Genomic DNA, 20,585 nt, shown 5'->3' with positions numbered 1-20,585 from the left:
GAATATAACTGGTGCGATTTTTAGAATTTTGATTGTTTTGTTTATAAAAATATAATCTATTTTGTCGAGTTTGGAGTTTGCTAATCTTTATTTGAGAGGCTGATTGGCACCAGTCTCGAATCAAATATTGGGTGAGGTTCCGCCAGTATTACAACAAGCAATTTGACTGAAGGAATGATGCAATGAAACATCTACCTGTTGTCCATGAGCATGAACATAAAGTTGATCATCACTACGATTTGTTGGGAGAAAATCTTCTTACTATTTTAATTATCACTGCCGCTTTATTTATACCTTTTGCATTTATCCTGCATTTTTTTCCATGATGACCGGCGTTTGATCCGGTGTTGATTTTCAAGTGCGAATGCATCTTGATGTTGACTGGGCGCGGGACGTTTGCCAGATGAGTTCATATAACCGGGGTTTGGAGCAAACCCCGGTTTATTTATGGAAGACCTTTTTGTTCAAACTACCCAAATTTTATCTTCCGGGAATGACTAACCCGCGAGCGACTGCCGGGCGCTGAACAAACTGCTCCAACGCGCGCGTTACATTAGTGAAATCAGCAATGCCCACTAAATCTCCTGCCTCGTAAAAACCAATCAGGTTCCGAACCCACGGGAAAGTAGCAATATCGGCAATGGTGTAGTTATCGCCCATAATCCACTGTCTCCCTTCAAGGCGCTGGTTAAGCACACCAAGCAGACGGCGCGATTCTGCAATATAACGATCACGCGGGCGCTTATCTTCGTATTCTTTGCCTGCAAATTTATGAAAGAAACCGACTTGCCCAAACATCGGGCCAATCCCACCCATTTGGAACATCAGCCATTGAATCGCTTCATAGCGGCCGGTTGCGTCGCTCGGTAACAGTTGTCCGGTTTTGTCGGCGAGATAAATCAAAATCGCCCCCGACTCAAACAGCGCAATCGGTTTATTATCCGGGCCATTCGGATCAATAATCGCCGGGATTTTATTATTGGGATTCAAAGATAAAAACTCGGGCGACAGTTGGTCATTGGTCTCAAAACTGACCAGGTGCGGCTCATAGGCCAAGCTCGTTTCCTCCAGCATGATCGAAACCTTGACGCCATTTGGAGTAGGTAGCGAATAAAGTTGTAAACGCTCGGGATGTTGTGCTGGCCATTTGTGGGTGATGGGAAAGTGCGAAATATTGCTCATAAGATCCTGTGCGTATTGAAAGTTGAGGTTTTGCTCGCGGGATGTCCTTATTTTGCCACCAAATTCATATAGAATGCGCATTGTTCTGCGTAGACCAGCCTCAATTGTGAGGCGGTGGGTATCCAAATAATTAGGGAATTATGAATGTTTGTGTGTAATAAAAGTATCCTACATGCGATTGATACTACAGGGCCTGGTGGGGCAGAAACGGTGTTCCTTGACTTAGTTGAAAAACTTCATATAGATGGTTATAAAAATTACGCCATTATCAAAGGGCCGGGTTGGGTTGAGGACCAACTGAAGCACCGGAAAATTGATTATCTTATTCTCAAACCCTATGGTTTCCTTTCAATTCCTTATTATTTTGACCTCTTCAAAATTCTTCGTGGTCGCAATACGAAAATGGTTCACGCTCATTTGTTGGGATCAACACTGACATATTCGATACTTGGTTTGATTGCGCGTATTCCTGTGATTGCCACTCTTCATGGTCGCGTTGATGTAAACCCCAATGAACGTTTTGTTGCAGTTAAAAACGGTATTATGAAATTGGGGGTCAAACGACTGGTTGCCGTAAGCCGCGACCTTGCCTCCTATATTGCAGAACGTAAACTGTTTAAGGAGAAAGATATTCAGGTTATTTATAACGGCATAGAAGAATCTCGTTATGGCAAAAATACCAACCAATCATTGAGAGCAAATTTGGGAATTGCTAGTGATGCAATCCTGATTGGCAGTTTAGGGAATGTACGTCCTGCAAAAAGTTACGATGTCTTGATTCGTGCCGCTGCGGTGCTTATAGCAGAAGGCAAGCGCAAATTTCATTTTGTGATTGCCGGGCATCAAAAGCAGGACTTGATGGAAAAATTGCAGGAATTGATTGGTCATTACAATATCGAAAAAAATATACATTTCATTGGCTTTTACAATGATACCGCTGATTTTCTTGGGCAGATGAATTATTTCGCACTCTCGTCTTCATCAGAAGGGTTTTCAATTGCAACTATTGAAGCTATGGCTAGCGGGTTGCCTGTTGTAGTAACTCGATGTGGTGGGCCGGAAGAAATTATCGAGCAAGAAAAAACGGGCTTGTTGGTAGCAGTGAATGATCCTGAGTCCTTGGCTAAGGGAATAGCGAAAATTGTTGAAAATCAGGAAATGGCAAATATGCTTGCTTCCGCCGGGCGGAAGCATGTTGAGAAAGTTTTTTCCTTTGCTGCGATGGTCGATAGCTACAAAAAAGCATATATGAATATTCTGGGGCAGGTCAATTAGCTGCACTTTAGGTGGCTAAGTTTTTGTGTAACTACATTTTATATAAGGTTCGAACATGAAGGTTTTGTGGGTTTCACATTTGGTGCCCTATCCACCCAAAGCGGGTGTTTTACTTAGAAGTCATCATCTACTTAAAGAGTTATCAAAATATCATGATGTTGATCTTATAGCGTTTAATCAACGTGGATTAATAGAGCCTTATTTTGATAGCTATGAACAAGGAACGATAGCGGCAGAAAAGTTCCTATCTACAATATGTAAACAAGTAAAAATTTTTGATTGCCCAACAGACGGTTCGTCATTACGCAAAATTGTATGTGCCGCTAGAAGTTTAATTTCCCGATTTCCCTATACAGTCAACTGGTTGGCAAACAAAGACTTTCGAAAGACACTTGTGCAAATGCACAAAGAAAATGCATACGACCTTATTCATTTCGATACTATTGGATTGATGCCCTATCTTACAGCCGAGTTGCAATCAGCGGCAATCAGTCTTGATCATCATAACGTTGAATCACATATGTTGTTTCGACGTGTCGGATTGGAAAAAAATTGGCTCAAGAAGCTCTACTATTTTCAGGAAGGATATAGGGTAGAGTTATTGGAGAAAAAGTATTGTACATTGGTGGATACCAATATCACCTGTTCTGATTTGGATTCAGTACGCTTTAATAGCTTTATTCACAGTGATAATTTTTTCACCATTCCCAATGGTGTGGATGTTAGTGCATTCAAACCTAGTGATGTAGTCCCTGATGCAAATAAATTACTTTTTATTGGTACGCTCGATTGGTATCCCAATATTAGAGCAGTTCGATTTCTTGGATTTGAACTGTGGCAGAAGTTAAAAAGAAAGTTACCGGATATTGTTATCGATATTGTTGGCGCTCGCCCTCCGCAGGATGTGGTGGATTTTGGAAAGCAAAATACTGATTTTAATGTTCATGGTTTTGTAGACAATATAGATCCTTATTTTGCCAATGCACTTATCTATGTTTGCCCTATTAATGATGGGGGGGGGACTAAATTAAAGGTAATCGATGCGCTAGCTAGCGGAAAAGCAGTCATTGCAGACGCTATTGCTTGTGAAGGATTACAGGTTACGGAAGGTGAGAATATATTATTTGCAGCTACTGTTGATGAGTATATTGAAAAAATTGAGTTTCTGATCGAGAACCCAACCATCAGACAAAAAATTGAAAAAAATGCACGCAAACATGCAGTGGAAAATTTTTCTTTTGCATCAATAGGTAAAGCACTTGCTCAGCATTATGAGTTGGTTGTGAAAAATAGAAAAAAAGGAGTGTCTTAGTGTGTGGAATTGCAGGTGTTATAGATAATGCTCTCAATGAGGCTGAGTTGCGAAGTTTAACCACTTTTGTAACGGATGCTTTGTATCACCGCGGGCCTGATGATGCAGGAGTTTGGATTGACGAAGAGACTCATGTTGCGCTTGGGCATCGTCGGCTTTCAATCCATGATCTCAGTCCTCTCGGCGCACAACCTATGTGTTCTGCCAGTGGAAATCTTGTTATTGCATTCAATGGGGAGATATATAACTTTAAATCCATTGGGCAGAAATTAAGTGAGGCGGGATGTCGGTTTCGAGGTTCTTCTGATACAGAAATTCTTGTCAATGCAATTGAGTACTGGGGGCTTGAGGCTACACTGGGTCAATGCGTCGGCATGTTTGCTTTTGCTGTTTACGATAAAGTGAAGAAAACTCTTACTCTAGCGCGGGACAGAATTGGAGAGAAACCGTTATATTATGGATTTATTGAAAAAAAATTTATTTTTGCATCAGAGCTTAAAGGTATTTTAAGTGCTATTGGATCAGAGCGTCCTGGAATTGATGTGGGAGCTCTAAGCTCGTATTTCCGCTATGGGTATATCAGTGCACCCCACACAATTTATGAGAATATTAAAAAATTAGAACCTGGTGCATATTTCACTATTAACGTGACGGAAATAGAAAACGGACCAATTGATATAGATAGCCAACGCTATTGGACTATAGACTCATTACTTCCAGAAAGTTCGCAATCATTATTACGCGACGAAGAGTTAGCCGTTTCCAAACTGGATACACTGCTTAATTATGTTGTTGGTGAGCAAGCGCTAGCCGATGTTCCTCTCGGAGCCTTTCTCTCTGGTGGTATAGACTCTTCGGTGGTTGCCAGTATTCTTCAATCCCAGAATGAAACTCCTATCGATACGTTTACTATTGGTTTTGATGACCCCAGTTTTAACGAAGCAGAGCATGCTAAAGCAATTGCATCGCACATTGGTTCCCGTCATAACGAGTTATATATTAGTGCCCGTGATGCATTGAATGTTGTTCCAAGTTTGTCCCGTATTTATGACGAACCATTTTCTGATTCATCGCAAATTCCAATGCTAATTGTAAGCCGTTTAGCTCGCAAGAAAGTGACAGTATGCCTTTCTGGTGATGGTGGCGATGAGCTATTTTGCGGATACAATCGTTATACGCATGCCAAAAATGTAGTCCAGAAAATGCAAAAGGCACCTGACATTCTCAAAAAATTAGGAAGATATGGTTTAAAAAGTATTTCTCCAGGTGCTTGGGATTATCTATATCTAAACACTAATAAAGTTTTGGGTAAAAAAGGCGGCGCTAATTTCGGAAGTAAAATGTATAAGTTAGCTGATTTGGCTGCAGCGAAAGATGCTCAATCTGCGTATGATTTTTTATGCTCTTATTGGTCAAATCCAGAACAATTATTTGTTGCCACTGCAAAAGAGCCTTTGTTGACAGCTAAACAAAGCTTCGAAACCAACTTCCTTGGTGCTGCTATGGAGTGGGATCAGAAATGGTACCTTCCTGGCGATAATTTGGTAAAAACGGATAGGGCAAGTATGGATGCAAGTCTTGAATTGAGAGTACCGCTCCTCGACTTAAGGGTTATTGAGTTTTCTTGGTCTATTGAAAATGAGTTAAAGCTTAAACAAGGATTATCTAAATGGATTTTAAGGCAGGTTCTTTATAAATATGTGCCGAGTAAATTAATAGACCGCCCCAAAATGGGTTTTAGTATTCCGATTGGTCATTGGCTGCGGAATGACTTGCGCGATTGGGCTGAAAGTTTTGTTTCTACCGAATTTTTATCATCACAAGGTATTTTTAGGTCGGAAATTATTCAAAAAATTTGGCGCCAGCATTTAGTGGGATCACATGATCATAGCAATAAACTTTGGACGTTTTTTATGTTTCAAGATTGGTATGCAACCCAATATCTAAGTAAATAAAACTTTTTTAACTTGGAAATCTTATTCACTTGGGTGTTAGCCTCATCAATCCACTCGACAATAATATGAGCAAGGATTTCTGGTTGTTCGAGTGGAATCATATGGTCAGCTTCTTCCACAGTTTTCAGCTGTGCTCCGGGAATTACATTGCTTAACTCATCGCTTCTGCTGCTGTTCGCAATGCATTTTGTGCGTGCGGTCGCGATGCCCCGTGTGTAAAAAGACTTTACATAGGAGCTTGTATGCACTATTTTGATATCTAAATGATATCAAAATAGTCGTACTAAGGAGCACATCATGGTTCATGAAGTAGAAGCACGTAGTGGATCTGGTTATTTCTTACTGGTGGTTCTGCTGGTATTGCAGGTAGTCAGCATTGGTTGCGTCTTCTTGTTTCCCGGCTTTATTAAGGTTTTTGCGGTATTGGCCGCTATTGTGGTTTTTGTCTGTTGGATAGGTTTTTACATCGTGCAACCTAATCAGGGCAAGGTTTTGCAGTTATTTGGGCAATACGCCGGTACTGACCGCAACCCGGGATTGCGCTGGGCAAACCCTCTCTACAGTAAAAAATCGGTGAGTTTGCGCGTACGTAACTTTGAATCTGGTCGTCTGAAAGTAAATGATGCTAATGGCAATCCTATCGAGATTGGTGCTGTTATCGTGTGGCGTGTAGTGGATACCGCCGAGGCAGTTTTTGAAGTGGATGATTATGAAAACTATGTAACTATCCAAAGCGAAGCGGCGCTGCGCAATCTGGCGACCACTTATCCTTATGAGCATGATGCAGACGATGAGCGTTTATCCCTGCGCAGCGATGCCAATGCAATTGCACTGAAATTAAAAACGGAAGTGCAGGATCGTTTGCAGAAGGCGGGTGTTGATGTGTTAGAGGCGCGCTTGAGTCATCTTGCATATTCACCGGAAATTGCCCAGGCAATGTTGCAGCGGCAGCAGGCGAGTGCGGTGTTGGCTGCACGCAAAATTATTGTGCAGGGTGCTGTGGGCATGGTTGCAGATGCGTTGGATCAATTGCAAAGCCAAGGCGTGGTAGATTTGGATGGCGAGCGTAAAGCAGCGATGGTGAGTAATTTGTTGGTGGTACTTTGTGGTGACCAACAAGCCAAGCCAGTGATTAACACTGGTACTATTTACTCATAATATAGGCTGTTATTGTGACTAAAAAATCATTTCCGCTGCGTATTAATGAGCAAGTAATCGCCGCGATGCAGCGCTGGGCAGACGATGATTTGCGTAGTTTGAATGCACAAATTGAATTTGTATTGCGCGATGCATTGGTAAAAAGTGGAAGGGTTAAGCTCACACAGAAAGTGATTACGGATCTTGAGTTGCAAGATGCTAGTGCAGTTGATGAGAGCGATGAATAAATTTCCAAAATAAAAAAAGCAGCCGAGGCTGCTTTTTTTATTACACAATATTTTTCTGCTTACACAAAATATTCTGGATGTTCTTGCGGAATTACTTCCAATATATTGTAAACATCTTTTAAGTGAACACTCATTGCTGCCGCTGACTTTTCGGCAGAGCCAGCTTTAATTGCTTTGATAATTGCTGAGTGTTGGCTCAGAACGCGTTTGTACTGACCGCTTACATGCAGACTCAGGTTGCGCACGCGATCCATGTGGGCTTTTTCAGCTTCGATAAAGGTCGCGACGCGCGGGTATTGGGTAAAGCCCGCCAAAGTTTGGTGAAAGTTATCATCCAGATTTTGGAATGCCAGAGCATCGTCATCTGCTGCTGCAGTTTTTTGGTCGGCGATAATTTTTTCGCAAGCATCAACCGCTTCGGAACGCACGGCTTCGTCAGGATTGGTTGCTAGCTGGGTCACTACCGCGACTTCCAGTGCTTCGCGAATAAAGCGTGCTTCCAGGATTTTTTCCATACTGAATTTGGAAACATAGGTTCCGCGCTGGGGTAATACCTCGACAAAACCGATATTGGATAATTGGATCAAGGCTTCACGCACTGGGGTGCGGCTTACGCCGAATTGCTGGGCGAGGGCGGTCTCGGAGATCATCTGGCCTGGAAGCAGCTCCATGCTGATAATCGCATCGCGGATGAACCCGAATATCTGGCTCGCCGCCGGGCGGTCGTAGGATAAACCCTTGGACTCGGGGCGCATGATAATCAAAGGCTGTTTAGCCACTCTGTATCTCCTCTGGATAATTCAAGCCGCTACCAACAATGTGCGGAAATAGGGGGCAGATTGTGCCTTGTTGCGTGTAGCGACGCCATACTAGTTTACGCGTGAGTTGTCGGGCGGGCAAAAAGATTTTGGCGCCATTGTCACTAAAAGACACTTACTAATAAAAATAAATCCAGAAATGGAATGAATTTCAAGGATCATAAAGTCATATTGACAAAAAGCTTGACCCACTAGTATGCAAGGGGTAGGATTATCTTAATGTTTGCTGTGTCATGCCGATGGCAGGGTAAACAGGGGTTGTGTTTGACCTTATTCTGGCGGAGTTTTTCCGCCAGCTTTTTAAACTATATGTGTTAGCGATACCGACCTACATTGGACTTTAGCAGTAACTCTTTGTAAGCCTTATCGTTTGTATAGTTGTTTGACCTCTCCCTTTATTTTTGCAGCCTCTGGTTTCAGTGGCTGCTTTTTTATTTGCGTCCGATATAAATCGATGCAGAAAAGTTGCGCCAATTCAGCAATAAAATTAGCAATAAAAAAAGCGAGCCAGATAATCTCTGGCTCGCCTTTTAATAAAGCTTAAAAATTGCGCTTAGTTTTTCACACCCTGCAAGCGGCTTTTATTAAAGCGATCAAGCAGTGTGTTGTAGCGTGCTGTAGCAACACCGCCAAGGCTAACCCATTCCAGCACCAGTGGATCAAAGCTGCTATCACGTTGGCCGAATGCTTGTTGCATTTGCTTTACCTGATACGCCATGCGCGCCTGTTTATCGTCAGCGGGTGTTTCCAGTCCCGCTAAAATTTCGGCGCGAATAGTGAGCGTCTGCAGTAAATCCGAGTTGGATTCCTGGTCGGCATTGGTGATTGATCCTGCTTTATTCAGGCGTTGTTGCAACACGTTGAGGCTACCGGTAGGCCAGCGTGGTGTTCCAGCGATTAATGTTTCCAACGCTGATTTCTGTGCTGCCAATTTATCTTCCGCAGTTTTAGCGATAACCGCTAATTCATACTCACGCAGCGCATTAAGTGCATCGAATAAGTCTGTCCAACTTTGTTCTTCTGCTTGATTGCGGGCGCTGTCGCGTTTGGTTGCAATGGCAGCGACAGCAGCATTCAATTTGTTGTGCAGCGCCTTGGCGGATTCTTTAGGTAAATCAAGCGCTGCGAACTCGCTTTTAATCGCCTCAATTTCGGCTTTTGCTGTATTAAGCTGCTCCAGCGTTTTTTCTGCAAAGGCATTCAGTTGTGCAATCAGTACTTCTGCTTGCTCAGCAACGGCTTGACGCTGTTCTTTCGCTGCTTCAAATGCCTGATTGCGCAGGGCAAATACCGCATCACAGTGTTTGCGGAATTCTTGCCAGAGTTGTTGATCTTCTTTGTGCCAGCTTTTGCCGATGGCTTTCCATTGCGCTTGCAATTGTTTGATGGTATCGGCGGCCGTGCGGCCATTCTCATTGCTAATTTGCGCTGCGGCTTGTTCGATTAGTGATTGTTTGGCTGCTTTGTTGCTTTCGTATTCGCTGGTGATTTTGCCGAACAACTGCTCCATTAACTGCTCAAATTCTTTTTGCAGTTCATTGCCCGCTTTGCGCGGCACTGGCCAGTAGGTTTGCCATTCGGCGCGGGCAGTTTTCAAGGTTTGCTCTACATCTTTCCACACCGCGTTCGCAAAATCGTAACCCTGCAGGTACTGCTGTAATTGATTAACCAACTCACGGCGTTTGTTTAGATTGCCTTCGCGTTCAGCCGCTTGCGCCTCAAAAAATTCTTTGCAAGGGGCATAAGCGACAGCCGATGCACGCTGGAACTCTTGCCAAAGCTCGTCGTCTTGTTGCTGTACGCCTTTGCTTACTTCTTTCCAACTATCTTGTAGCTCGTGGATTTTGGTGGCGAGAGCATCTGGTGCGATGTTGCTCGTTGCGAGCGCTTGCATTTGCGTAATCAATGCTTCTTTTTTTGGTGTTACTGCAAATTCATGCCAGTCGCCGAGCTTGACCAGCTGAGCTTCAAAATCATCAATTTTGGTTTGTACGCCTTTAGGGATATCCAGCGAGAGTGCGGCGAGCTGCTCGCGTTTTTCTTGCAGCTCTTTTTGGATGGCGCGTGCTTTGCGCACGAAGCCTTGTTCTGCCGCCCACAAACCTTTGCGTGCAAGCTCACTGAAATCGCGCAGGGCATTTTTTGTGGCTTGTTCTGCTTGATGGCGCTGCGCCCAAAGCTGATCCAATTTTTCTTTAGCTTCACTCAAGGTTTCAGGTAGCTCATCGCCGAATTCTTTTGCCGAACGGATAAGTTGTTGTAACTTCTGCTGTGCATTTTTAACCAGATCCGAGTCTTCTACTTGTTCCAGTTTTTCTGCCAGTTCTTTTGCTGTGCCTGATGTTTTTACTTGATCAATAAGGTTCAGCGTTTGTTGCTTGCGATGTTCAAATTCTTTAGTGAGTTTATCGAGCGGCAAATGACGGTTGGCCGCAAGACGAACAGCGTTACTCAGCTCTTGGATTTTTAACTCGTAGTTTGCATTGACCAGATCATCAACATGCGCCGCGCGATAAACATCCCCGGCGATTTGTTTGAGGTTGTTGTAGGCATCCTGTGCTAATTGCAATGCTTGCTGGTCTAGTGAGTTTTTCTCTTCTTCATCGGCAATGGCTTGCGCGCGCGCATTAATTTTTGCTTCACAAGCGGCCACTGCATTTTTGAAGCGCTCTTGGCTTGCTGCCGAAGTTTGAGCCAGTGCTACCCATTCTGTTTGCAATGCGCTTAGTTTGGCTTTGAACAATGCGTCGGCTTCAAGGTAAAGGTGACGCTCGGCTTTTTCGCAGAGGCGTTGTGCGTTGGCTTCAAGCTCGGCGATTTTTATGTCTTCAGCTTTAAATAAATCCAGCTTTGTTTTTACAATCTTGAATACATTCTTATCTTTAGCTTTCGCCAATTTTGCAAGTTGTTCCAGAATTTCACGACTATGGATTTTTTCGGCAGCAGCTTGACGCAATTGGCTGGTTGCACCATCGCTTGCCAGCTTCAGCAATTCAGCTTCATCGTTGGTTTGTTCAACAACGTCGAGGCTGATAACCGGTTTAGGTGCTTTTGGCTCAGCAACGGGAATTGGGGCTGGCTTAATAGGTTCAACCTTGGGTTTTGCACCAAATAGTTTGCGTAATATTTTCATAGTCGTGGCTCGTCAGTCAGTGAGTAAGTGAAGTTTTACAGTGCTTGTTGTAACAAAATTTGTACTGGATGCGGCAGCTTAATGTTGTCGATCCGTTTGGTCTGGCTACGGCAGGAATAACCGGTGGCGGTCAGCTTGCCGTTATTGGCCGGGTTGTTAACGACTTGCGACCAGGAGAGTGAGTAGATTTTTTTGGATGTTTCTACATTGTCGCTCTCGTGGCCGTAGGTTCCCGCCATACCGCAGCAACCTGTCTCGATGACTTTTAATTGCTGGCCGAGCTTAGCGAAAATAGTTTGCCAGTCTTTGACTGAACTCACAGCGTTGGTTTTTTCTGTGCAATGAGCCAGCAAAGAAAATTCCGCCGCTTTGAAATCGCGCACTTTTGTAGCCAATCGCTCGCTGTGCTGTGCAAGCCATTCTTGAATCAACTGTACTTTCGGTGCGTTCTCGCCGAGGACTTTTTTGTATTCGGCACGATAGGCAAGCGTCATTGCCGGTTCAACACCCATTAACGGGATGCCGGATGAAGCAAGTCCATTGAGTTGGGTTGCATTGGTATCAGCCGCTTTGGCAAATGCTTTTAAAAAGCCGTGCACCTGCAAAGGTTTACCGTTGGGGCGAAATGGCGCAAGCAGTGGGACGAAGCCGAGCTTTTGTAACAACTTGAGTGTGTCAATAACCACCGGCGTTTCAAAATAGCTGGTGAATGCATCCTGTACCAAAATAACCGCGTTGGCTTTTTGTTCGGGCGTGAGTTGCGCGATATTTTCCAAAGTCGCGTAATTGACACCAAGTTTTTCAGCAGCTTTGTGCAAGCTGATGCCGGTAAGCAATGGGCTATCGACCATGCCGATAAAGCGCGCCATAAACGTTTGCATAAACTTTGGCTTCATCATCAGGTTGTAAAGCCAAGGCACTTTTGCCAGGGTAGGAATCATAAATTCCAGACCGCCGATAAAATAATCTTTGAGTGGACGCAAATAACGACTGTAGTAAAGTTCCAGGAATTTTGCGCGGAATTCAGGCACATCTACTTTGATTGGGCATTGACCTACGCACGACTTGCACGCGAGGCAGCCGACCATGGATTCATGTACTTCGTGCGAAAAATCATACTCTCCTTTGCGCTTGCCAAGGGTGTTAATAATGCGTGTAGGTAAATTAAAGACGAAGCTCGCACGCTTTAATTTCTTGCTTTCTTCAACCGCATTTACGCCGCGCTCGCTCATTTGTTTGAGCCATTCACGCATTAGCGACGCACGGCCTTTTGGCGAATGCTTGCGCTCGCGTGTACCTTTCCAGCTGGGGCACATGGCATCGTTTGGATTCCAGTTGTAGCACAGGCCATTACCATTGCAATGAACGCCTTCGCTGTAACCTTGCCAAACTTGCACGGGAATTTTTCGATCTTGCTGGCCGCGTGTTGGCACTTCATCGATTTTTAATAATGCGATGTCCGCTGCTGGCGTAGCAATTTTGCCCGGGTTTAATTGGTTGCGTGGATCGAACGCCGCTTTAATCCGTTGGATTTGCGGATATAGCTCACCAAAAAAGGCGAGGGCGTATTCCGAGCGCACACCTTTGCCGTGTTCACCCCACAGAAGACCATTATATTTTTGCGTGAGTGCGACAACTCTATCGGTAATGATGCGCACCATTTTTTCTTGCACGGGATCTTTCATATCCAGCGCCGGGCGAACGTGCAGTACGCCTGCATCGACGTGACCAAACATACCGTAGGTCAGTTTGTATTCGTCGAGCACTGCGCGGAATTCAAAAATAAAATCCGCGAGATTTTCTGGTGGCACGGCTGTGTCTTCCACAAATGGAACCGGGCGAATTTCACCTTCCACATTGCCGAGTAAACCTACCGCTTTTTTGCGCATGCCCCAGATTTTATTTACTGAGTCATTACCCCAGGCGATGGAGTAGCTAATGCGGCCGGTATTGATATCTTGCGCGGCGGCATCTAACAAGTCGGTCAGCTTTTTTACATCGGCTTTTAATTCGTCTTCATTATTTGCCGTGTACTCAACCAGGTTGATACCCTGGATTTTCTCGCCGCTGGCCGGTGCCGGAAAAAACTCTGCCACGCTGTGCCATACGATATCGTTCATTGCCAGATTCAATACTTTTGAATCGACGGTTTCGATAGAAGTGGGCTCGGCTTTCATCAACTGCGTTGCATCGCGCAGGGCGACGTTAAAGTCGCGGTAGTTGACGTTAATCAGCGCACTGTATTTTGGGATGGGTAATAAATTAATTTTGGCCTCGGTGATAAAGCCGAGCGTGCCTTCACTGCCACACAAAATATTGTTGAGATTGAAACGGCCTTGTTCATCGCGGATGTGCGCCAAATCGTAGCCGGTGAGGCAGCGATTTAACTTGGGAAACTTTTCCGCGATCAAGGCGTGATGTTCGCGCTGGATAGCATCGATGATGCGATGCACTTCGCCGACGCGGTCATCGCGCTTCCACAAATTTTCCAATTCTGATTCTTCAATCGCCGCTGAGGTCCATTCGGTGCCGTCGAGCAGGATGGTTTTCAATTCCAGCACGTGGTCGCGGGTTTTACCGTAACGGCAAGAACCTTGGCCTGAAGCATCGGTATTGATCATGCCGCCGATAGTTGCGCGGTTGCTGGTAGACAACTCGGGCGCAAAAAATAATCCGTGCGGTTTGATTGCCGCGTTAAGCTGATCCTTCACTACACCGCATTGCACGCGCACCCAACGCTCTTCGACGTTGATTTCCAAAATCTGGTTCATGTATTTGGAGGTGTCTACCACCAAGCCGTCAGTCAGTGACTGGCCATTGGTGCCGGTACCGCCACCGCGGGGGCTGAGTACGATGCTTTGGAATTTTGGTTGTTGGCTGAGCTGGGCAATTTTGACGAGATCAGCCGTATCGCGCGGGTAGAGCACGCCTTGTGGCAGAACCTGGTAGATAGAGTTGTCTGTCGCCAATACCGTGCGGTTGGCGTAATCCGGGTTCAGGTCGCCGCTAAAGCCATTCTCGCGCAGGGCGTTGATAAAGTTCAGGTACTGGGCTTGGACGGGGGACGTTTGGTCAATGCGTGGAATCATGGATGTATCACAAATCAGCAGCTATTCATGGGGCGGCATTCTACTCCCTTGGCGGGCTAAAGTCCCCGCTTTGACACGGGGTGAATGATAAGTCTGGAGATGTAGCGAGATCACTTGTGACAGCTGCTTTTACGATTGGCAGTGCTGGAAATGAAAACTGCCGCAAGTGCGGCAGTTTCAGTGGGAATGTTGTTACGCTTTGGGTCTAGAGCACAGATATCCGGCTAAGAGCATCTTGTGCGGCATTCCCTGTTCCAGTTTTGGTATCGCTCGTTTGGCGGATATTTGCCGAAAGACGATTGCCGCTGTTGGTGGTGGCTAAACGGAATTCCTGTTGCTGCTGGTGCCAAGCAATGATCTTGTGGTAATTGCGTACGTTATCGACGAATCCAACTGGCTCCCAACCGCGCATATAACCGTGTTTGGCTTGGCTGTAATACTGTTGTTTCGCCAACAATGGCATGTACTTGCGCACATCTTCCCACTTGCTTGGGTTGCCGCCCATACGTTCGGTAAGGACGCGCGCATCTTCAACATGACCCAAGCCTTGGTTGTAGGCGGCCAGTGCCATATTCAGGCGATCTTCGCCTTGAATACGCTTGGGTAAACGTTCCAAGACAATACTCAGGTACTTGGCGCCACCGTAGATACTTTCGCGCGGGTCTTCACGATCCACAACACCCATGGCTTTGGCGGTGTTTTTGGTCAGCATCATCAAGCCACGAACGCCGGTATGGGAACGCGCATCAGCTTGCCAGTGCGACTCTTGATAACCGATTGCCGCGAGCAAGTGCCAGTCCAGATTAAACTCGGCCGCAGCGCTTTTCATGTAATCGATCCACTGTGGCAGGCGCTGCTCCAGCTGGTAGGTGAATGCCATAGCTTCACCTGTTGTTACTTCTTCTATATGGCGATCAAAAAACTCTTCGGTCACTTTTGCGAGAGTGCCATCAGCTTTAATACTGCCCAGATATTTTTGTGCTGCATCAAACAGGCTGCTATCGCGTGAGCTTGGAAATGCCCAGGCAAGTGGTTGCGGATCGCTAACATCAAACGCTAACTGCGCCTTGGGATAGGAGTAGCGGTTAAGGTCATAAGCAGTGGAGTCGATAACGGCGTAATCTGCTTCGCCTTTATTGATCATTTCCAACAGGTCGATCATTTCTGCATTGATCACCGCACGCCACTGTAAGTCAGGGAATTGTGCCTGCAATGCTTTAAAACGCTCGGAATGCGATGCACTGGCAACAACTAACACCTCTTTATTCTGCAAATCTTTAACACTGGTCGGTTGCTTCAAACGGCTGTTGAAAATCAGCTGCTGGGTGATTTGCATAAAGGGGGTTGAGAAGGTGACTTGATTAGCGCGATTCTCTAACGCTGTCAGACCGGCCGCCGCCAAATGAAAATCCTGGCGGGCAACGCCGTCCAGCATTTGGTCGATATCAGCCTGGTCTTCGATCACCAATTTTACGCCGAGTGAATCCGCAAAGCCTTTTACAAGGCTATATTCAAAACCTGTGAAGCCATTAGAGCCTTCATAATAGGTAGTCGGGCCATTGCTCGATAAAACGTGCAATTCACCTGTCTGTAACACTTTCTCCAACTGGGTTGGAGTGGTACTACGAACCAGCAGGGCACTGCTGGTAATTAGCAACGAACCTATTACAAGGCTCGTCAGGATGGACTTAATCACTAACACTGGCGGTTTGCGAATTTCCATAAGGGGGTTACTCCGGTTGCTGAACTGCAACGCCCGAAAGGGTGTTCTTTTCGTGTGTGCGCATTCATGCCGAATCCAATCCATTAATGACCCGTGCAAATACAACGACATGGTATAGCCCCTTTTTTTGTGTGCCTAGCTTGTTTTTTGAGCACGCATGGGCTAGCGCTTTGGTGATTTATTGACCATTTTCGCCGCAATCCCCCATGGCGCAAGGGATTCGGCGGTTTTCAGGCGATTATAAAAAACCGATAAACGGTCAAAAAAATGCTAAAAAATGTGACATTGGCCGCCATTTGCGTCCCAAATCAGGGCGGATTGCGTGAAAAAAGCGTAAGTTTTTGTAAAAAAACTGTGTAAATTTCATCCGTTTTTGAGACTTTTTTGTTATAAGCTACTGATTTGATTAGTTATGTGTTGGATAGGGCACATAGGGATTTGGCGCTCTGGTAGATAAATGAGGGAGGAAATTTTTGGTTTTCCTACTAGCGTCAAACTCCCTTATGGAAACCCTTTCTCTATATAAAGAAGTGCGCGCGGACGAGAGTGTGAAAAAACTCTCAGCTGATAGGGCAAATCCAGTACAATGGCGGCCTTTTTTCATATCCCCCCGATGCTGAGGCTCTTCCCACTATGCTGATTCTGCGTGGCGCTCCCGCTCTTTCCAGTTTCCGTACGCAAAAACTTCTGTCTACCCTGCAACAGCGCATTCCCGCTGTGAGCGGTGTTAGCTCCGAGTTTGTGCATTTCGCTAATGTTGCTGCTCCGTTAAGTAGCGACCAGCAGCAAGTGCTACAACAACTGCTGACTTACGGCCCTAAAGCCGATAAGGAAGCGAGCCATGAGGGAGAGCTTTTTCTGGTGGTGCCGCGTTTGGGGACTATTTCTCCCTGGGCATCCAAAGCGACTGATATCGCAAAAAACACCGGTCTGGAAAATGTAAAACGCCTTGAGCGCGGTGTTGCCTATTACATTACCGGCGCTTCTGCAGCAGATCGCGCAGCCATTGCTGCGCTACTCCATGACCGCATGGTAGAAACCGTTTTTGATAGTCTGGAAGCGGCGGAACAATTGTTCATCCAGCAGCAACCAGCGCAACAAACCTCAGTGGATATTCTTGGCGGCGGTCGCGCTGCTTTGGCTGATGCCAATAAATCCCTCGGTTTGGCATTAGCAGAAGACGAAATTGATTATCTGGTAGAAAGTTTTACCGCGTTGGGCCGCAATCCTATCGACGTAGAGTTGATGATGTTTGCCCAAGCCAACTCTGAACACTGCCGTCACAAAATCTTCAATGCCTCATGGACTATCGATGGCGAAGAGCAGCAACGCAGTCTGTTCAAAATGATCAAAAACACCAACGAAGTTGGTGGTGAAGATGTACTTTCAGCCTACGCTGATAACGCTGCAGTAATGGTTGGCCACAAAGCAGGGCGCTTTTACCCGAATCCGGAAACCAAAGCTTACGAATACACCCAACAGCCAATTCATATATTGATGAAGGTTGAAACCCATAACCACCCAACGGCAATCTCTCCCTTCTCGGGTGCAGGTACTGGCGCTGGTGGTGAGATCCGTGACGAAGGCGCCGTAGGTCGTGGCTCAAAACCTAAAGTCGGGTTGAATGGTTTTACTGTGTCCAACTTGCAAATCCCCGGCTTTGAACAGCCTTGGGAAGAGAATTACGGCAAACCAAACCGCATCGTTAATGCGCTGGATATCATGATCGAAGGCCCCATCGGTGGTGCCGCGTTTAACAACGAATTCGGTCGTCCAAATATCTGCGGTTATTTCCGTACCTTCGAGGAAAACTTCGACGGCGAGCGTCGCGGTTACCACAAGCCAATTATGTTGGCGGGCGGCTACGGCAATATCAAAACTGAACACATTGATAAACCGCCGTTTGGTGCGGGCACCAAGCTCGTAGTGCTGGGTGGCCCGGCGATGTTGATTGGCCTCGGTGGCGGTGCTGCTTCTTCTATGGCTTCCGGCTCTTCGTCAGAAGATCTGGATTTTGCTTCTGTACAACGTCAAAACCCGGAAATGGAACGTCGCTGTCAGGAAGTGATCGACGCTTGCTGGCAACTGGGCGATAAAAACCCTATCGCCTTTATTCACGATGTAGGCGCGGGCGGTCTTTCCAACGCTTTTCCTGAGTTGGTGAAAGATGGTGGCACCGGCGGCAAATTTGAATTGCGCAATGTGCCGAACGATGAACCGAGCATGAGCCCATTGGCGATTTGGTGTAACGAATCGCAGGAGCGTTATGTACTGGCAATCGCACCGGCAGATTTGCCACGCTTTGAAGCGATTTGCCAACGTGAGCGCGCAGCTTACGCGGTAGTCGGTGAAGCGACTGACGAAAAACATTTGCTCGTTAACGACAAACACTTCGATGCAAAACCGGTTGATTTGCCGATGTCAGTATTGTTTGGCAAACCGCCAAAAATGCATCGCGTTGCTGAAAAGCACAATGCAAAAACATCTGAGTTCAGCACCGCGGGTATTGAATTAAAAGACGCGGCTGAACGTGTTCTTAAACACCCGGCTGTAGCAAGCAAAAACTTCCTGATCACCATCGGTGACCGTTCGGTAACCGGTATGGTTGCGCGCGACCAAATGGTTGGCCCATGGCAGGTTCCTGTTGCCGATGTTGCAGTAACTACTATTAGTTACGACTCCTACGCAGGCGAAGCCATGAGTATGGGCGAGCGTACGCCGGTTGCATTGTTAGATGCTCCTGCGTCTGGTCGTATGGCGATTGCCGAAGCGATTACCAATATCGCGGCAACCCGTATCGCAAAACTGTCCGATGTAAAACTGTCAGCTAACTGGATGTGTGCTGCTGGCCACAAAGGTGAAGAAGAAAAACTATATCGCACAGTACAAGCGGTTGGTATGGAATTGTGTCCAGCGCTAGGAATTACTATTCCAGTTGGAAAAGATTCCATGTCCATGCGCACCGCGTGGAAAGATGGCGATGAAAACAAAGCGGTAACTGCACCGCTGTCATTGGTGATTTCTGCGTTCTCTCCAGTGGTAGATGTTCGTCAAACTCTGACTCCACAACTTCGCACAGACAAAGGTGATACCGATTTAATTCTGGTTGATCTCGGTAATGGAAAAAACCGTCTCGGTGGTTCGATCCTCGCGCAGGTTTACAACCAACTCGGTCAAACACCTGCTGATCTTGATTCTGCTGATCAACTCAAAGGTTTCTTTAACGCAGTGCAAGCGAGCCTTGCCGCCAATGAATTACTTGCTTATCACGACCGTTCAGACGGCGGCCTGTTCGCAACTGTTACAGAAATGGCCTTCGCTGGTCACACAGGTGTCAGCATCAATCTGGATGGCTTGGGTGAAGATTCTCTTGCCGCATTGTTTAACGAAGAAGCGGGCGCAGTGGTACAAGTAACACGCGCGCAATCGGCTGCAGTGCAAAAACGTTTTGCGGATGCTGGTTTAAAAATTAATGTGATCGGCAGCTTGAACGCGAATGATTCATTGAGCATCAGTGCAAATGGCAAAACATTGTTCGATCAACCGCGCGCGCAATTGCAAGCCCTGTGGAGCGAAACCAGTTATCGCATTCAATCACTGCGCGATAACCCTGCCTGTGCAGAGCAAGAATTTGCTGCTATCACTAAACCGAATCCTGGTTTGAGTGTGAAGCTGAGCTACGACCAAAATGAAAATGTTGCGGCTCCGTTTATCAACACTGGCGTTCGTCCTTCGATTGCAGTATTGCGTGAGCAAGGCGTTAACGGTCACGTGGAAATGGCAGCGGCATTTGATCGCGCTGGTTTCAAAGCCGTTGACGTACACATGAGCGATTTGCTCTCCGGTCGTGTATCCCTTGAGCAATTCAAAGGCCTGGTCGCCTGCGGTGGTTTCTCTTACGGCGACGTATTGGGTGCAGGCGAAGGTTGGTCAAAAACCATTTTGTTCAACAACAAAGTGCGTGATGAGTTCGAGCGTTTCTTCCATCGCAACGATACGTTCAGTCTCGGTGTGTGTAACGGTTGCCAGATGATGTCCAATCTGAAAAACCTGATTCCCGGCGCCGATCACTGGCCGCGTTTTGTTCGTAATCTTTCCGAACAATTTGAAGCGCGTTTCAGTTTGGTTCAAGTGCAAGAGTCTTCATCTGTATTGTTCAAAGGTATGGCTGGCTCGCATATGCCAGTAGCGGTTGCGCACGGTGAAGGTTATGCAGAATTTGCCAATGCCGATGCATTGAAAGTGTGTAACGAGAGCGGCACAGTTGCGCTGCGTTTTATCGACAACAACCTCAGTGCAACTGAAACCTATCCTGCTAACCCGAACGGTTCGCCGTTAGGTATCACCAGCGTGAGCAGCAAAGATGGCCGCACAACTATCATGATGCCGCACCCTGAGCGTGTATTCCGCGCGGTAAGCAATTCATGGAAACCGGACGATTGGAAAGACGACGGTGCCTGGTTGCGTATCTTCCGCAATGCGCGTGTGTTTGTGAGTTAATCAAGACTACAAATAAACACAAATAAAAGGAGGCTTCGGCCTCCTTTTTATTTGTGTTACGTTTTTTATTTGTAAACAAGATATTTCTCTCTCCAAAAAATCCTCAGCTAATCCCCACCTGTTCCTCAAGTTCAGTTGCGCTCGCCACAGTAATCTAGACAGCACAGGTTCTGATATGGATCTGTTAAACCTCGAACTCAAAGGAGATACAGT

The 20,585-nt window shown here is 46.2% G+C and carries 12 protein-coding genes; 7 read left to right on the top strand and 5 right to left on the bottom strand.

What is annotated here, in order from left to right; translation table 11 throughout:
- The first annotated feature begins 182 nt into the window (after nucleotides 1-182).
- Complete coding sequence (locus AAGC78_RS12050) at nucleotides 183-326, top strand: hypothetical protein (protein WP_435784328.1); 144 nt, start codon at nucleotides 183-185, stop codon at nucleotides 324-326.
- Nucleotides 327-480: 154 nt separating this feature from the next.
- Here AAGC78_RS12050 and AAGC78_RS12045 read toward each other — a convergent pair whose 3' ends face one another.
- Nucleotides 481-1,182 carry a glutathione S-transferase N-terminal domain-containing protein gene (locus AAGC78_RS12045; protein ID WP_435784327.1) on the bottom strand — a complete coding sequence of 234 codons (702 nt, stop codon included), beginning with the start codon at nucleotides 1,180-1,182 and terminating at the stop codon, nucleotides 481-483.
- Between the two features lie 144 nt (nucleotides 1,183-1,326).
- Between AAGC78_RS12045 and AAGC78_RS12040 the strand changes: the two genes are divergently transcribed.
- The 5 genes from AAGC78_RS12040 to AAGC78_RS12020 all read left to right on the top strand — a co-directional run bounded on the left by AAGC78_RS12040 (nucleotide 1,327) and on the right by AAGC78_RS12020 (nucleotide 7,109).
- Nucleotides 1,327-2,457 carry a glycosyltransferase gene (locus tag AAGC78_RS12040; RefSeq protein WP_435784326.1) on the top strand — a complete coding sequence of 377 codons (1,131 nt, stop codon included), beginning with the start codon at nucleotides 1,327-1,329 and terminating at the stop codon, nucleotides 2,455-2,457.
- 55 nt (nucleotides 2,458-2,512) lie between these two features.
- On the top strand, nucleotides 2,513-3,769 hold the full coding sequence (locus AAGC78_RS12035; RefSeq protein WP_435784325.1) for a glycosyltransferase family 4 protein: 1,257 nt from the start codon (nucleotides 2,513-2,515) through the stop codon (nucleotides 3,767-3,769).
- Nucleotides 3,769-5,724 (top strand): asparagine synthase (glutamine-hydrolyzing), encoded by a 1,956-nt coding sequence (gene asnB / locus AAGC78_RS12030; RefSeq protein WP_435784324.1) that lies wholly within the window; start codon nucleotides 3,769-3,771, stop codon nucleotides 5,722-5,724. Before AAGC78_RS12035 ends, asnB begins: the two co-directional genes overlap by 1 nt.
- Nucleotides 5,725-6,021: 297 nt before the next feature.
- Nucleotides 6,022-6,882 carry an SPFH domain-containing protein gene (locus tag AAGC78_RS12025; RefSeq protein ID WP_435784323.1) on the top strand — a complete coding sequence of 287 codons (861 nt, stop codon included), beginning with the start codon at nucleotides 6,022-6,024 and terminating at the stop codon, nucleotides 6,880-6,882.
- Nucleotides 6,883-6,896: 14 nt separating this feature from the next.
- Complete coding sequence (locus AAGC78_RS12020; protein ID WP_435784322.1) at nucleotides 6,897-7,109, top strand: hypothetical protein; 213 nt, start codon at nucleotides 6,897-6,899, stop codon at nucleotides 7,107-7,109.
- 59 nt (nucleotides 7,110-7,168) lie between these two features.
- Here the strand turns inward: AAGC78_RS12020 and AAGC78_RS12015 are convergent, their stop codons facing one another.
- The 4 genes from AAGC78_RS12015 to mltF all read right to left on the bottom strand — a co-directional run bounded on the left by AAGC78_RS12015 (nucleotide 7,169) and on the right by mltF (nucleotide 15,872).
- Entirely contained in the window at nucleotides 7,169-7,888 is a 720-nt protein-coding gene (locus AAGC78_RS12015; protein WP_435784321.1) for a GntR family transcriptional regulator, read from the bottom strand.
- Nucleotides 7,889-8,480: 592 nt separating this feature from the next.
- Nucleotides 8,481-11,060 carry a DUF349 domain-containing protein gene (locus tag AAGC78_RS12010; RefSeq protein WP_435784320.1) on the bottom strand — a complete coding sequence of 860 codons (2,580 nt, stop codon included), beginning with the start codon at nucleotides 11,058-11,060 and terminating at the stop codon, nucleotides 8,481-8,483.
- Nucleotides 11,061-11,095: 35 nt separating this feature from the next.
- Complete coding sequence (gene ydiJ / locus AAGC78_RS12005; RefSeq protein WP_435784319.1) at nucleotides 11,096-14,149, bottom strand: D-2-hydroxyglutarate dehydrogenase YdiJ; 3,054 nt, start codon at nucleotides 14,147-14,149, stop codon at nucleotides 11,096-11,098.
- 205 nt (nucleotides 14,150-14,354) lie between these two features.
- Nucleotides 14,355-15,872, bottom strand: coding sequence for a membrane-bound lytic murein transglycosylase MltF (gene mltF, locus AAGC78_RS12000; RefSeq protein WP_435784318.1), 1,518 nt, complete (start codon nucleotides 15,870-15,872; stop codon nucleotides 14,355-14,357).
- A 633-nt stretch (nucleotides 15,873-16,505) separates the two neighbouring features.
- On the opposite strand from mltF, the gene purL reads away from it, so the two are divergent.
- Nucleotides 16,506-20,372 carry a phosphoribosylformylglycinamidine synthase gene (gene purL, locus AAGC78_RS11995; protein WP_435784317.1) on the top strand — a complete coding sequence of 1,289 codons (3,867 nt, stop codon included), beginning with the start codon at nucleotides 16,506-16,508 and terminating at the stop codon, nucleotides 20,370-20,372.
- Nucleotides 20,373-20,585 lie beyond the last annotated feature (213 nt).

It is taken from the genome of Cellvibrio sp. (assembly GCF_039207905.1).
Classification (GTDB): Bacteria; Pseudomonadota; Gammaproteobacteria; order Pseudomonadales; family Cellvibrionaceae; genus Cellvibrio.
Note: the sequence above shows the minus strand (reverse complement) of the source record. Positions and strands in the feature narration are given on the sequence as shown.

Coding starts and splice junctions, on each gene's coding strand:
- AAGC78_RS12050 (WP_435784328.1), top strand. CDS start 183: ATGAAACATCTACCTGTTGTCCATGAGCATGAACATAAAGTTGATCAT.
- AAGC78_RS12045 (WP_435784327.1), bottom strand. CDS start 1,182: ATGAGCAATATTTCGCACTTTCCCATCACCCACAAATGGCCAGCACAA.
- AAGC78_RS12040 (WP_435784326.1), top strand. CDS start 1,327: ATGTTTGTGTGTAATAAAAGTATCCTACATGCGATTGATACTACAGGG.
- AAGC78_RS12035 (WP_435784325.1), top strand. CDS start 2,513: ATGAAGGTTTTGTGGGTTTCACATTTGGTGCCCTATCCACCCAAAGCG.
- AAGC78_RS12025 (WP_435784323.1), top strand. CDS start 6,022: ATGGTTCATGAAGTAGAAGCACGTAGTGGATCTGGTTATTTCTTACTG.
- AAGC78_RS12010 (WP_435784320.1), bottom strand. CDS start 11,060: ATGAAAATATTACGCAAACTATTTGGTGCAAAACCCAAGGTTGAACCT.
- ydiJ (WP_435784319.1), bottom strand. CDS start 14,149: ATGATTCCACGCATTGACCAAACGTCCCCCGTCCAAGCCCAGTACCTG.
- mltF (WP_435784318.1), bottom strand. CDS start 15,872: ATGGAAATTCGCAAACCGCCAGTGTTAGTGATTAAGTCCATCCTGACG.
- purL (WP_435784317.1), top strand. CDS start 16,506: ATGCTGATTCTGCGTGGCGCTCCCGCTCTTTCCAGTTTCCGTACGCAA.